This is a genomic window from Comamonas sp. HJ-2, assembly GCF_053615495.1.
In genome coordinates this window covers 21,886-33,969 of record NZ_JBSIFD010000036.1, presented here as the reverse complement: position 1 = coordinate 33,969, position 12,084 = coordinate 21,886, and the positions used below count along the sequence as shown (strand labels likewise).

At 53.7% G+C, this 12,084-nt stretch carries 14 protein-coding genes; 5 read left to right on the top strand and 9 right to left on the bottom strand.

Going from position 1 to position 12,084, the window contains the following annotated elements; translation table 11 throughout:
* Positions 1 to 481: 481 nt before the first annotated feature.
* The 3 genes from ACWGXF_RS22385 to ACWGXF_RS22375 all read left to right on the top strand — a co-directional run bounded on the left by ACWGXF_RS22385 (position 482) and on the right by ACWGXF_RS22375 (position 2,675).
* Positions 482 to 769 (top strand): hypothetical protein, encoded by a 288-nt coding sequence (locus tag ACWGXF_RS22385; protein WP_131667163.1) that lies wholly within the window; start codon positions 482 to 484, stop codon positions 767 to 769.
* A 132-nt stretch (positions 770 to 901) separates the two neighbouring features.
* Positions 902 to 1,357, top strand: coding sequence for a LexA family protein (locus tag ACWGXF_RS22380; RefSeq protein WP_080944556.1), 456 nt, complete (start codon positions 902 to 904; stop codon positions 1,355 to 1,357).
* A gap of 7 nt (positions 1,358 to 1,364) precedes the next feature.
* Positions 1,365 to 2,675, top strand: a complete 1,311-nt coding sequence (locus ACWGXF_RS22375; RefSeq protein WP_046462395.1) for a Y-family DNA polymerase — start codon at positions 1,365 to 1,367, stop codon at positions 2,673 to 2,675.
* 95 nt (positions 2,676 to 2,770) lie between these two features.
* Here ACWGXF_RS22375 and ACWGXF_RS22370 read toward each other — a convergent pair whose 3' ends face one another.
* Entirely contained in the window at positions 2,771 to 3,103 is a 333-nt protein-coding gene (locus ACWGXF_RS22370) for a hypothetical protein (protein WP_034367562.1), read from the bottom strand.
* Between the two features lie 130 nt (positions 3,104 to 3,233).
* Here ACWGXF_RS22370 and ACWGXF_RS22365 point away from each other — a divergent pair, with 130 nt between their 5' ends.
* A complete protein-coding gene (locus ACWGXF_RS22365; RefSeq protein WP_131667161.1) occupies positions 3,234 to 3,704 on the top strand; it encodes an SWIB/MDM2 domain-containing protein in 471 nt (156 codons plus the stop codon).
* 148 nt (positions 3,705 to 3,852) lie between these two features.
* Here ACWGXF_RS22365 and ACWGXF_RS22360 read toward each other — a convergent pair whose 3' ends face one another.
* Genes ACWGXF_RS22360 through ACWGXF_RS22350 form a run of 3 tightly spaced genes read right to left on the bottom strand, consistent with a single transcriptional unit; the run spans position 3,853 to position 5,776 of the window.
* Positions 3,853 to 4,452: a ParB N-terminal domain-containing protein gene (locus tag ACWGXF_RS22360; RefSeq protein ID WP_131667159.1), complete on the bottom strand. Its 600-nt coding sequence runs from the start codon at positions 4,450 to 4,452 to the stop codon at positions 3,853 to 3,855.
* Positions 4,453 to 4,463: 11 nt separating this feature from the next.
* Positions 4,464 to 5,192 carry a hypothetical protein gene (locus tag ACWGXF_RS22355; protein WP_046462391.1) on the bottom strand — a complete coding sequence of 243 codons (729 nt, stop codon included), beginning with the start codon at positions 5,190 to 5,192 and terminating at the stop codon, positions 4,464 to 4,466.
* 2 nt (positions 5,193 to 5,194) lie between these two features.
* Entirely contained in the window at positions 5,195 to 5,776 is a 582-nt protein-coding gene (locus tag ACWGXF_RS22350; protein ID WP_034396700.1) for a hypothetical protein, read from the bottom strand.
* An 80-nt stretch (positions 5,777 to 5,856) separates the two neighbouring features.
* Here ACWGXF_RS22350 and ACWGXF_RS22345 point away from each other — a divergent pair, with 80 nt between their 5' ends.
* Positions 5,857 to 6,618, top strand: coding sequence for a hypothetical protein (locus ACWGXF_RS22345; RefSeq protein WP_131667157.1), 762 nt, complete (start codon positions 5,857 to 5,859; stop codon positions 6,616 to 6,618).
* A gap of 14 nt (positions 6,619 to 6,632) precedes the next feature.
* Here ACWGXF_RS22345 and ACWGXF_RS22340 read toward each other — a convergent pair whose 3' ends face one another.
* From ACWGXF_RS22340 to ACWGXF_RS22320, 5 genes are all read right to left on the bottom strand, one after another.
* Positions 6,633 to 8,093, bottom strand: coding sequence for a DNA cytosine methyltransferase (locus ACWGXF_RS22340; RefSeq protein WP_046462389.1), 1,461 nt, complete (start codon positions 8,091 to 8,093; stop codon positions 6,633 to 6,635).
* Positions 8,094 to 8,230: 137 nt separating this feature from the next.
* A complete protein-coding gene (locus tag ACWGXF_RS22335; protein ID WP_034396704.1) occupies positions 8,231 to 8,500 on the bottom strand; it encodes a hypothetical protein in 270 nt (89 codons plus the stop codon).
* Positions 8,501 to 8,789: 289 nt separating this feature from the next.
* Positions 8,790 to 9,125, bottom strand: a complete 336-nt coding sequence (locus ACWGXF_RS22330; RefSeq protein ID WP_131367706.1) for a hypothetical protein — start codon at positions 9,123 to 9,125, stop codon at positions 8,790 to 8,792.
* Positions 9,106 to 9,630, bottom strand: coding sequence for a hypothetical protein (locus ACWGXF_RS22325; RefSeq protein WP_052951117.1), 525 nt, complete (start codon positions 9,628 to 9,630; stop codon positions 9,106 to 9,108). The genes ACWGXF_RS22330 and ACWGXF_RS22325 overlap by 20 nt, the downstream gene beginning before the upstream one ends.
* 62 nt (positions 9,631 to 9,692) lie before the next feature.
* The gene (locus tag ACWGXF_RS22320) at positions 9,693 to 11,150 is read right to left on the bottom strand and encodes a replication initiation protein (RefSeq protein WP_034396707.1); all 1,458 of its coding nucleotides are present in this window, start codon (positions 11,148 to 11,150) and stop codon (positions 9,693 to 9,695) included.
* Positions 11,151 to 12,084: the final 934 nt, after the last annotated feature.

Below are 12,084 nucleotides of genomic sequence, written 5' to 3'. Positions count from 1 at the left end.
CCCAGACAGTCGCTGCTGCGTAAATCTATTTGGGATTGGGGATGCCTTGGCCTATGGCCGATTTATGCAACAAAGCCCGACATATCCACTCCGTATGAAATGGACAGACCCCGGCCCTAGGGCAACAGAGGCCCATCCGGGTTTGAGAAAGACCTTGCGGCCAATAAGAAGCTGTTTGTTTGTGGAGGCCAGCTACCTCACCCTTCGCTCCCAAGGGGAACAAATTAGATTTGCCAAGTATGCCTGTGCCACCCCGTACCGCTCAGTACTCGCATTGGGCCAGTTTGGGCAGAAGCTTGCATTCCTGAGGCTCCGGCTATGGTGTTTATGTGAGGCCGATACGGGCCACGAATAACGACACTTTTCCAGGTACTCAACAATGCAAAACCAAACCACCGCTGAACTGACCGCCCTCGAACTGGCCTTGCGTCAACTCAACAGTAGCGATCTGTGCAGCTTGGTCCGTAACGAACAATCCGCAATGACCTTGAATCAAGTCTTTGAAAGCCAGTCCGATCAACTGCAGCAGCTGGAGTTGATGAATAACAAGCTCACACTGGCTCTGAAGCGCGTGACTGCCGTGGCCATCTCCGTTATGTATTCCAGCAAGAAAGATCAGGTCAGCCGCGAGTTCTCGCACGACGAATTGCTGGCAGTGGCCACCACCGCGGAACCCATGCGCCAAAACGGTGTTGCCCAGGAAGCGGTCTACCGTGCAGCATGGTCCCTGGTGCAAGAGCAACAAAGCACCGACTACACGCTGCACTGAGAACCACCGCAAGCCGCACGAAAAACTCGGGCCATGCTCACATCCAGCAAAGCTGGCTTGTGACCATGGCCTTTTTGCTGAGTCACGCATTTTGCTAAACTGTATATATATACAGTACACCGCAGAACCGACATGCAGCCCCACCCTCTTCCCCTACAGCCACTGCCAATCGACGCCAGACCATGCTGGTTGATCGGAGTCTCAGGCGCTGTCAGAGCTGGATTTCCTAGCCCTGCCGAGGACTTTTCCCAGTCTCCAATTGATATCAGCAAGCTACTGATTCCTCATCCCCAGGCGACGTTTTACTTCCGAGTCTCCGGTGACTCGATGGTGCTGGCCGGATTGCATGATCAGGACTACGTACTTGTAGACCGCGCTGTACGTCCGGAACCAGGTCATATCGTTGTCGCAGTCTGGGACCAGGATTTCACCATCAAGTACCTCCGAAAGCGCGGCTGCTTCTACCTCGAAGCCGCGAACCCCACCTACCCAAAGATGGTTCCCCGCGAAGGACAGACGCTGGAGATCTTCGGCGTTGCACGCACTGGCTTGCACGCGCTTCCTGGCTTCAATATCCGGCCCTCATAGGTGCCCTATGTTCGCCCTTTTAGACGCTCACAACTTTTACGCATCCGTAGAGGGGGACATGCGGCCTGCGCTGCGCTCACACCCCTATGTGATCCTTTCAGCAAACGATGGAGCTGTTGTGGCCCGATCCGAGCTGGCGCGTGCCCTGGGGGTCAAGATGGGAGAGCCGTGGTTCAAGCTCAAGGATCTGCGCGAGTTGAAAGGCTTAATGGGGCTGTCCGCGAACTTCACGCTGTATTCCGACTATTCAACACGCATGCACAGCCTGCTTGCAGGCCTTGCTGAGCACACAAAGCCTTACTCCGTCGATGAGTCATTCAGTTACCTGGGAGACATGCGCGGGGACCATACAGAGCGGGTCTGGCGCATGCGAGAGCGTGTTGGCCAATGGCTAGGCTTGCCTATGGGTGGGGGCATTGGAAAAACGCTCACTCTTGCGAAGCTGGCCAGCCATATTTCCAAGCAAGCTTTTCGTAGACCAGGTATCTACCCCGCAGAACTGGCCCATGTATGCAACCTTGGCCAGTGTGCGCCCTCCCTACTGCAGGACTGCATGGCGAATACGCCCGTCAACGAGGTTTGGGGTATAGGCCGACGCTACTCCGCGCAGCTGATCGACGGCGGCATTCTCACAGCATTGGATCTGGCAAACATGGATGCGGGCACTGTACGTGCAAGGTGGGGGGTCAATATGGAGCGCACCGTGCGCGAGCTGAATGGCATTGCTTGCATCGATGTCGAAGGCTCTAGCACGCGCCAACAGATCATGTGCTCCCGCTCCCTTGCCAAGCCGGTTGAGTCCTGCCAGGAGTTGCAGCAGCTGGCCAGTCTGTTCGCAACCAATGCTGCACGCAAGCTGCGCCAGCAAGGCTCCGTGAGCAAGGCAGTTTCCGTTTTTGCGATGAGTAGCCCCTTCCGTGATGGCCCGAGATTCGCACGCTCTCGTGTAGTACCCCTAGCCAGAGCGACTGACGACTCCCGCAAGCTTTGTACTGCCGCAGCAGCTGGAATGCGGAGCATCTTTGAAACTGGCTATGACATCGTGAAGGTAGGCGTCATGCTGATGGACATCAGCTCGCGCGAAGAGGCCATGGCCCAAGGCCAATTGTTGTTTGATGATTGTGCGGACGTGACAAACGAGGGGCCGCTGTCGTCTAAAGAACATGCCCTGATGCTGGCCGTCGATGCAGTCAATGAGCGCTATGGCCGAAATTGCTTGCGCACAGGCAGCACCACAGTGAAGAGCTACAGCAGGCAAGAGCTTAGAACCCCGCACTACACGACGAATCTCCAGGATGCGCCAATTGCCAGGGCGTGACAGCTTGGAGAGCTAGAGAGTTCTTTTGACAAAAAGGTGTGAGTTCCCGGCGGAAGAGCCAGGACCACACACCTGACCGGCTACTCCCAACGAATTTATGCCGTTGGGTAGATTTCTTTCGGCGCATCCGGCCACTCTTTGCGAATAACGTCGAACGAACCTTCGCGCCACAAACGAAGCAGCGCCATGGGATCTTCGCTCTGATTCTCCAGAACATAGTTAAGCAACGCATTCCACATTGGCCCCACCGGCTGCTCAGCAGCTTCCACCAGCTTCACCTCGACATCCGACGCATTCAATCCCCCGCCAAGGTTCCACCATGGAGTCCAAGAACCATCAGCATTTTTGAAGCGTGCCTGGTACTTGCCGCCGTTCGCGCCAATCCTCTTTTCAGTGTTGGGCGAGGTTCGATTTGGAATGCAGCTCATGATTTCCTGTGAAAGTCTGTGAAGGAATCCGAACCTTAGAAGCGTCGAGGCTGTACTCTTCAATGCTGCGCGACCCGTTTTGGGCAAGTCCACGCTCCAAATACGAACCACGCAAAAGGAAGGCCAAGAAATGAGCAACCTAGTCTGTGATTTCTACGATGACGATGGCGCACTGGATGGCCCATGGCACTGGTCTGCAGTCCTCTGCCGTGGGTGCTTTGAAAATCATATGGACTGGCGGATTCGCGTCAGTCCGACGAGCGAATCCTGGGAAAAGTGTGAGCGCTGTGGGAAGCCGCCATGCGAGAGCCATGATAGTTCCCTGGATGCAGATGACGATGAGCCGCCCTCTCCAGCAAAACCCAAAGAACCAGAAAAACTGCTTTCACCGTCTCAATCCATCGCTCTCATAATTGGTCACGAGCGAATCAGTCATGCTGAGGCGGTGCGCAGGGTCTACGCCTACATCGAGGCGAATGCGCTTCATGATCCTGAAGCTCAGCGCATCATCCTGTGCGATAGCACCCTGGCAGCAGCTCTTGGCGTACCCAAAGTGAGTCTATTCGCCTTATCAAAACTGGTCCTAAGCAAGCTCCAGTAAGGCAATGACCGAAAAAAGGTGACAACCAGAGAATCCCAGAGCCGTCCTAGATAGATACCCGCTTCGGGGCGATTGTCGCCGGTGGTGCAGAACAAACAGGCCGGTCATTGCGTATCTGCATGATGGTCAATTAAGGCCATGCCCATACTCAACGCGGTTGCCCCCAGGTCACATCCAGAATCTCTTCAATCTCGGACACATCGTCTTCGTTCACATAGAACGGAATGACGGCTAAGCCCACGGCCTTTGCTGCGGCGTAGCGATGATTGCCACCGCTGAAAAAAGCTTCATCCTTAACTCGAATCACAAGCGGCGGGGTCATCGGCATCCCACGGCGCAGATGAGCTATCACCTGGGCCAGTCGCCAATCAGAGCCGTGTGACCACAGCTCTTTTTCCGTGTTGCGGCGGCAGTAGCGGGCCAGATTTTGATCGAACTCGCACAGCGGCATATGACCCAAGCGCAGGCCATTTGGGTACATCTCAAGCATCGCATGCTCAGGCACTCCATCCATTGCGAAGTGCTGGCCTGCTTGCGAATAGTCCCAGTTGAAAACAAGCGAGGGCCAATCGCTTACCGGCTTCCCGAGGTACAACGCACCCTCTTCCTGCAGCGATTTGTTGTAAGCCATCAAAGCTTCGTACTCTTCCAAAGCCAGGCCACAACTTTGAGCATTCTGTCGGTCGATGATCTTGGCCAATTGGTCTTTGTCTATGCTGGCCAGCAGCTGCTTGAAATCTGAACCCATCCCCACGTCCCTCACCATACGAAGTCCCTGATGCCCATAGCCCTTGCATAGAGCCTGCAGGCTATGTGTACATCACTCCAGTCGAACACCCCATTCCTCTGGGTGATTCGCACTTGCCCTGAGTGCAAGAAGCGCTGGTAAGAAATGACCAACTTCTTCTGACGGTAGATCAGATGCTCAAAGAGGCTTTCTGCGAACTGCAACTGCTCGACATTCGGCTTCACTTTTCCAATTCGAGCAACCGTCTCCCTGGCATGAATACTGAACAACTCCCAATCCTTACCGTCATTAGGGAGCGCTTGCATCACTGCGTGGAGGTGGGCCAAGAACTCCACAATCGTCACGGCAGGAGCCTGGGCCTGGGCCGGTGTATGAGCCTTAGGTTTGTGGTCGATGAACGCATTGAACGTGGACACCAGCTTATCAAGCACGACCTGCGAAATGCCGAAACTCTGTGCTTCTGCAGGCAAGAGAACTTGTAAATGCACTACAACCTGCGGAACCAAGTTCGCGGTCTTTGTTGCCAGTGGAACGATGTTGTCGGCCCGCTCCAGTACGAGGGAGCCGTCCTGCCGAATCCACTCCTGCAGCGTCCGTTTGTCACCGTAGCGAATAGTCGCGCCGGGAAGGCCCAATTGTTCAAGCGCCGCGCGAAAGGCACGCAGCCAAGCAGTGACGCGACCGATTTCGTCCTCCCGAACCCAACGGCTCAATTTGTGCTTTTCGTACTGCTTGGACATGCTCAGCTGCTCACTGCTCCTAACAGGTCAATCTCATGAAACTTCAGCGCAACCAGATCACGCAACGTTGGAAGTTCGTTGGCTTGGTTGAGCCTTTCAGCGAAAGCCTTGAGCTGGGGATTTTCATGCAAGAACGCCGAATATCTTTCACGATTCAAACTTGCGGGTGTGGAGTCTAAGGCCGCACTGATCGAATCAATCATCTTGGCCATGACAGCCCTCTTCATCCTCTCATGCAGAGCTGCAAGCACCCCAAATACAGCAATCGCAGCCTTGAAAACGGTCAGAAAGATATCTTCGCTCCCATTGATCAGATCAATAGCAGCTAACGCTCCGAAAAGCAGGCCGCCGCCACCAAAGATGGCAGTGTGCATTTGAACCTGTCGATTGGGCTGTCTCAGGTACTTTGCGACCGCCGCATCAAATTCCTTGGGCTTGTGAACCAGGGCATCGATACCAGCGCGCACACCGCCTCCGTATGCGCGCTCTGCAAGTTGCAGGCCGTAATAAACACCCTGCACATCGTTTTCCTCCATGAAGCCAACCATCGTCTCTTGCTCGGGTAGCTTGTCCCGTTCGATCATTTCATTCCTCTCCGTTTCTTTGTGACAATCCCAGCAGCCAGCGCCTGATGATTGGGCACCAGCAGTGTATGGGGTGAACCATGAATCAACGCCGACTTTTAGCCATCGTCTCTGTCAATCAAGAGAACCGGGTTCGCTGCATGTTCCCCAACTGCAATCACCCGATCCACAAGCGCATCTACGTGGTGGACGATGCTGGTGACATCAAGCTCATTGGGTCTACATGCATTACCAAGGATGGCTATGCTGCAGGTATCGACTTGAGCCAGCCTGCCTATTCCGTATCGTCTGGCAATGGCCGAGAGCTGACTGAGGAAGAGCGCCAGATCCTGATCAGCAATACCCACGAGCTTCTTGCACGCTTGAAAAATGAATACGAAGCCCAGCTGGCCAGTGAGGCTCTGCAGGCACTGGCCATGTCCCAAGCACTTGCTGCAAAAGCTCGCCCTACCAACTCTCCACCGTCCAGGCCTACCCCAGCTGCCATGCCACCAAAGCTGGTCGTTGGGGAGGCTCTGCGCAATGCACTGCCGCCCTGGCCATGGGTTGATCCACTTCGCTCTGTCCTGTTCATACAAATGGCGGACGGGAGCAGCTGGCTGCGCGTGCAATCGAGAGACAGCGGAAGCCATCACCTGATCCCGTATCCAGAATTTGTGGGATGGCAAGACTACCTGCCCAGCCATCTCGGCCATCTCAATTCCACCCGCGACGGAATTGAAGTTCCCAGCATTGGCCCTGCCCTCATGTTTCTTCGCGCTCAGAAACCAGTTTGTGAATCTGTGTGTCGAGGCTTCGCACAGGCACGCCAGATGGCCAGACAGTACCACCCGCATCTTTGATGGGTGCAACGCACTCACGCTGCAGCGCTGAACAATTCACTTTGCCCCACGGGGACAGTCTTGCGCAGCTGCTGCAGTGCGGTCTTGACGCAGTGACCAAACGAATTAGCCCAACGCAAGATCTCACGCCCAGCATGTTCACCGAGCGATGAAGCCGCACCGTAAGTGACGCTTTGTCCCAGCAACTCATTGGCCTTGGTCTGGGGCAGGCCTTCAATCAAATGCTTAGGAATTCCTTTGCACGCTGCATGCTCTATGGCTGTAGGCACGCGCAGCAACTCAGGGTTCGTAGGGTGCTGAATTTTCGGGTCGGTGCTGCGGTTTTTTGTGATGCCCTTAGTCAACCCACCAATGAACGTATCTTCGGCCTTGAAGACGCGCATCATGAAATTCTTCCCCGCCTCTTTGTCGCGCTCTTGCTTGGCTTTGAGTCCGTCCATCGTTGACCAACGGTCCTTCACGACTTCTTCTGGCTCCAATACATCTGCCAGGGTGCGCGACGAGCACGCGGGCTTGCTGGCCATGGCATCAAAATCAAAGTCCATCCCGCGTGACACAGCCACCATGTAAAAACGCTCACGGGCCTCCAAATCACCGAATTCCGGTCCGCTCAGAACGCGCTCATGCGTCTCATAGGCCATATCGCGCAGTTGTTGACGAAGAATGCACGCGCTGGCCGAATTGCCCCAGGGGATCACATTCTCAAAGATACAGACAGATGCGTTTAGCTTGGCCAGCAACGCAACTGCGCCTGCGACCAGATGCCCGACCTCCGGGTGCGCTTCAGGCATATCTGTACGTCGCTTTGCTCGGCCCGCTTTGGAGGCCCCAGAACACGGAAGGCCCATGCAAACAACGTCAACCTCACCTATGCGGTCCATCACCATTTCATCGAAAGCCAGCTCCTGCAAAGGAAGGTTCAATACGATGGTCGAGTCATTGAGTAATTCGTTGTGTTCCAACGCTTGTTCTGTGAGGTCTTCGCGGATCTCATTGAAGGCGTGCAGATGCGCCTTGATACCGGCCTTGCGCAGGCCCGCATGTAACGCGTGGTCCAGAACCCCACCGCCGCTGGCTACCCCCGCAGTGGCGAGACTCTTGCCCGCCTTCAAGCGCTCCATCAAACGCTTGACGCGGCGAATCAAACGCAGCTCCGAGGCCATAGGAGAGACAAAGACTTGACGTTCACCGAAGACCACGCGGATGGCCTTGCACCCCATCAGCGGAGCCAGGGCCGTGGAGTCTCGGACATCGATGATGGAATCAATACGACCGTCTTTTTTACGCTCACGGCGAGCGACTTTGTTCGTGCCCTGCACTTGAAGTTTAAGCACGACACCGAGGCCATAGGGTTCAACAACAAACTGATGTCCAGGCTCAAAGCCCGAGTTGAGAAGTCGCTTGCCCTCAAGCCAAAGACGAGGCGATCCATCGCGCTCACTGAGTTTGCGAGTTGTGACTGTGTGCATGCTCATGGGGAAGTCCTTGAAACGATGCAATCAGTCTTTCATAGCCCTGAAAAATGCAAGTGCTACCCATTCGCCAATACAGAAGCGGGTAACACTCAGCTATCGCTGGATGTTCTCTGGGATCACTCCATGAACAGAGCTGTTTACCCCTGCTCTAGTTCATCCAGATAAGCATAGACATCGAGCAGTCCGGGTTGACCGTCTTCAGGTGATAGATCACGCCCTTCCTCGACTCCTGCGAAGAAGGCATCTGACTCAGCAGTGCTGTCCACATACGGGCATGGCACCATCGGCAATCTGTCAATGCGAACACGAAGAGATGCCAGTACACCCTGCTTGTATGCCTCGCTGCGTGGGGCGCGCCCAGGCTTGAAAGCCTCATCGAACACAGCTTGGGCTGTCAGTTCCTTCATGACGTTCTTCCTAGCTTATTGCATGCTTTGCATGGGATGCCGCGTTTTGCCGCTGTGATGGTCCCGAAGATTATGTAATCGCTCTCAGCACCGCAGCGTCTGCAGACCATCTTGCACAGCGGCTTGCCTATGTCCTCCGGCTTGCCGGAATCCACTTGGCCAGCATCGCAGACATGCATCAACACGCGAGGCTTCGTGCGCTTAGGTAAGGTTTCTGGGAATAAGTCGTCGATCAACCGACGCGAAACATTCTCCACTGTCGAAGTTTTTCGCATGCGAAAAAGTCGCCTTACTTTCCTCGTGCAAACGGAGCAATTTTCGTAGAAGCTGCTGGCCAGTAGACCATGGGCTTGATGCCCTGTGCAGCGGCTTCTTTCTTGATTGTTGTGGTTGAACCAAACCCGTGCAGATGAAGCTCAGTTGCACCAACTTCCTTGGCCAAAGCAAGAGTAGCGCGGCAGGCTGCGATCTTGGTTTGGTAGACATCCTGCCGAAACTTTTCGGGGTTTGCCTTCGCTGCAGCTTCTTGTTCGTATGGCACGAACCAGTAGCCCGGAGCATCTTCAAAAATGGTGAAAATCGCCTGCTTCATCCCCTCACCTTTTTCAATTTGTGGACCAGCCATGGTAGCTGAACGCAGCTGCAATTTTGCCTGTCTTGTCCAGGGGCAAAGCCTTTTGCATCTCTGCCTTCACACGCTCGCTGTCTCCCATCTCCATGATCGAATCGAATTGGCGCTCACCGAAATCGAAGACCGTGTAGAAGCTATAGCCGGGGTTAGTGAATCCATTCAAGAACAGGCGCAGCATGCACTGCACGCGCTCATTGATATTGTCTTTGCTCAGGTCATAGAAAGACCCTTGATAGAAGTACAGCCAGCATCCCAGCTCAAAGTGATTTTTCGCATGGTCTACCTCATCCATTTCTTCCCAGTGGTCCATGCTCAGGCCTTTGCGCTCAGCGCAGGCGCGCACGTTTTGTGCATCCCTTTTCAGCTGTGCACGGACAGCAGCAGGAATCGGTGCTTTGGCATTGATGTCGATGATGAAGGGCTTGGCCTTGGCACTTGCCTTCGCACCTGGCTGAATTGCTGGTGCGACAAACCCAAATAGATCGGCGGTCTGAAACATGCTGGACTCCTGTTGTGACTGACAACCAGAGTACCGGCATCGTTAAAAATGCAAGACCAAACTCAGTAGGTAGTCGCCACGGCCTCAGCTAGGATCGCTTGCTTTGCCAACTCACGCTCTTCGGCAGAAATGGCACCATAGACCGTTTCACCGTACCAGTGCCTGAACATCGACATGCTTCCGGCACGGTTGCGCCGTCCGATGTTGAGCTTGAATCGATCATCCTTCAGCGTGTCGTTGTACTTGGAGAACAGAGCATGGCGCTGCTCTGCAGGCATGCCATCAACCATCCCTTGTAGCTCGGTTTGCCGACGCAGCATGACTCGCCTATCGATATCTTCAATCGTCACTGTGTCTTCGACATTAGACCTGCGGGCATCAGGCACTACGTCATCAACTTCGTTGCGAACAGCCGAGACGAAGATAAGTCCCATCACCTTCGCGCAATCGGGGTAGTCCTTGAAATACTTGTGCTCCAAGCTACGCAAGAAATACTTGTGTGGGTGCTTGAGCTGGTACTTTTCAAACTTCGAGCGGTACAGCGTGTGGGCGTATGCGTTTTGTATGTCCTCGATGGAGTACTTACCGAAAAGGCTGAGGATGTCACCGTTAGGGAGAGGCCAGCCTTCAAGGAAGCCACGCATCTGAGCATGCGCAGGTGTTTCGCTGATGCCAGAGAGAACTTCTTGCCGGTTGTTTTTCAGCTTGATCAGCAGACGGACCTGATGAACGAATTTGCCCCGCTTGATGACATCCAGCTCAACGTTGAACCGGGTCTGCATCGAAACCTCATGGATCGATGGAATCAAATATCGCTCGCTGAAGCCGCTCCATGTCTCGGCCTTCTTCGGAATGTCCTTGGCCATGATCAGGCCACGCAGCATTTCCCATGGCATCAGTGCGGAGTGCTGGATACCAGCATCCTGGCAGACGAGTTCGTACAGCCGTACCGAGCACTGAAGCTTGAGAGCGGCCATCTCGCGCTCTTCGAGCAACGCGTATCGATGGTCTTTAGAAAAAAGATGCTCAACATCGCTGTTGATCTTGAAGCGCACTTCGCCTGACTCGTACAGGATGGTCGGCACGAACACAATCCACACCAGCTTGGGATTCTTCAGATCCTTCGACGCCATGTCGAAGTGCATCTTGATCTCCTGCATCGAATTTGCGACTGCAGAGATGTGGGTGCGATTGTTGGTGTTGAGGTTGAGTGCAACCTTCAAATCCGAAAATGGCATCGACCAAAAACCATCAGCATCGCGCTCTTGCGTCTGGACGCACTTGATGATCATGTTCATCAGCTTCTGCTGATGATTTGTCTGCAATGTTGCAGTCAACGAATGGATGAGCGGATAGTTCTTCCTGATGGACTCAGGCCGAGCTTTTGCTGCTCTGACGTTGACGCGGCGAAATCGCTTTTTCGAATCAGGTTCGGGGTCAGGGAAGCCAGACAGGCCAATTTGCCGGTCAGCATCGGTCATCGGCAGATTGAATTCTTCTGCTTCAACGTCTTTGGCCATGGCTTCGCCCTTTTTGTTGCCCTAACCAAGACAAGGAATTTTCCTGATCCTGGAGCCGATTTGAGAAAAATTTATTGATTGCCAACGGATTATCACCCCGGAATTTATTCACTTTTTTGCAGGATTGCAATAGGTGTGCACTTGCTCATCGTGCGCGCCGTAAAAACATAGATACCTAGAGGCATAGATACCATAAGGGCTTAATTTAGTTGTTTGTTATCAACAACTTATAGAGCAATGCCACCCTTTGATTGGTACGAAAGATGCCGGGTGTTGGTACTTCAACACCCCTCAGTTGGTACGTTGCAAGCCTTAATTTGTGCTGATAGCTCCCTTGTTTTGGGAAATTTTTAGCGTAAAGAGCAAAAAACCGCACCCAGTCCGAATTTTGTCTCGATAGCTTTTCAGCAGCGACTCCTTTAGAGGGATGACCCCCTCAGCCATACAGAAAAATTGCTCGTTAGCACCCCTCAATTGGTACGGTAGACCCCTTTTTTTGGTTCCTGATCTAGCCATGTGGTTTTGTACGTGTTGAACGTCTTCTGTCTGACTCCGTGAGTCGTCGCTGCATTGGTTAGCTATCGGGAAAAATTTTCTTCTGTGCTCTACCGCTGCAACGTTATTAGCACCCCAGGGAGTCCCGCATTTTTTTGCCTTCGTAAACCGCGAAAGCGCACCGTTAAAAACAATAAAAACTTTAATACGCTAACTACAATAAAGAGAGCGAAAAGCTGTTTGTTGATAATGGGTTGCAGAGGCATAACACCCCCGTATTGGTACGGTAGGCCCCGTCCATTGGTTCGATAACATCCGCTGGTTGGTAGGGTGTCACCCCCGATTTGGGCTCTTACACACCTTAATTTGGGATCAATGGTGTCACCCAAATTTGCTCGATAGCCCCTGTTATTCACAGTTTGGTGCTCCATTTTCTGGA

Excerpts from the sequence above, each read along its gene's own strand:
- ACWGXF_RS22385 (WP_131667163.1), top strand. The coding sequence starts at position 482 with ATGACCTTGAATCAAGTCTTTGAAAGCCAGTCCGATCAACTGCAGCAG.
- ACWGXF_RS22380 (WP_080944556.1), top strand. The coding sequence starts at position 902 with ATGCAGCCCCACCCTCTTCCCCTACAGCCACTGCCAATCGACGCCAGA.
- ACWGXF_RS22375 (WP_046462395.1), top strand. The coding sequence starts at position 1,365 with ATGTTCGCCCTTTTAGACGCTCACAACTTTTACGCATCCGTAGAGGGG.
- ACWGXF_RS22370 (WP_034367562.1), bottom strand. The coding sequence starts at position 3,103 with ATGAGCTGCATTCCAAATCGAACCTCGCCCAACACTGAAAAGAGGATT.
- ACWGXF_RS22365 (WP_131667161.1), top strand. The coding sequence starts at position 3,234 with ATGAGCAACCTAGTCTGTGATTTCTACGATGACGATGGCGCACTGGAT.
- ACWGXF_RS22360 (WP_131667159.1), bottom strand. The coding sequence starts at position 4,452 with ATGGGTTCAGATTTCAAGCAGCTGCTGGCCAGCATAGACAAAGACCAA.
- ACWGXF_RS22355 (WP_046462391.1), bottom strand. The coding sequence starts at position 5,192 with ATGTCCAAGCAGTACGAAAAGCACAAATTGAGCCGTTGGGTTCGGGAG.
- ACWGXF_RS22350 (WP_034396700.1), bottom strand. The coding sequence starts at position 5,776 with ATGATCGAACGGGACAAGCTACCCGAGCAAGAGACGATGGTTGGCTTC.
- ACWGXF_RS22345 (WP_131667157.1), top strand. The coding sequence starts at position 5,857 with ATGAATCAACGCCGACTTTTAGCCATCGTCTCTGTCAATCAAGAGAAC.
- ACWGXF_RS22340 (WP_046462389.1), bottom strand. The coding sequence starts at position 8,093 with ATGAGCATGCACACAGTCACAACTCGCAAACTCAGTGAGCGCGATGGA.
- ACWGXF_RS22335 (WP_034396704.1), bottom strand. The coding sequence starts at position 8,500 with ATGAAGGAACTGACAGCCCAAGCTGTGTTCGATGAGGCTTTCAAGCCT.
- ACWGXF_RS22330 (WP_131367706.1), bottom strand. The coding sequence starts at position 9,125 with ATGGCTGGTCCACAAATTGAAAAAGGTGAGGGGATGAAGCAGGCGATT.
- ACWGXF_RS22325 (WP_052951117.1), bottom strand. The coding sequence starts at position 9,630 with ATGTTTCAGACCGCCGATCTATTTGGGTTTGTCGCACCAGCAATTCAG.
- ACWGXF_RS22320 (WP_034396707.1), bottom strand. The coding sequence starts at position 11,150 with ATGGCCAAAGACGTTGAAGCAGAAGAATTCAATCTGCCGATGACCGAT.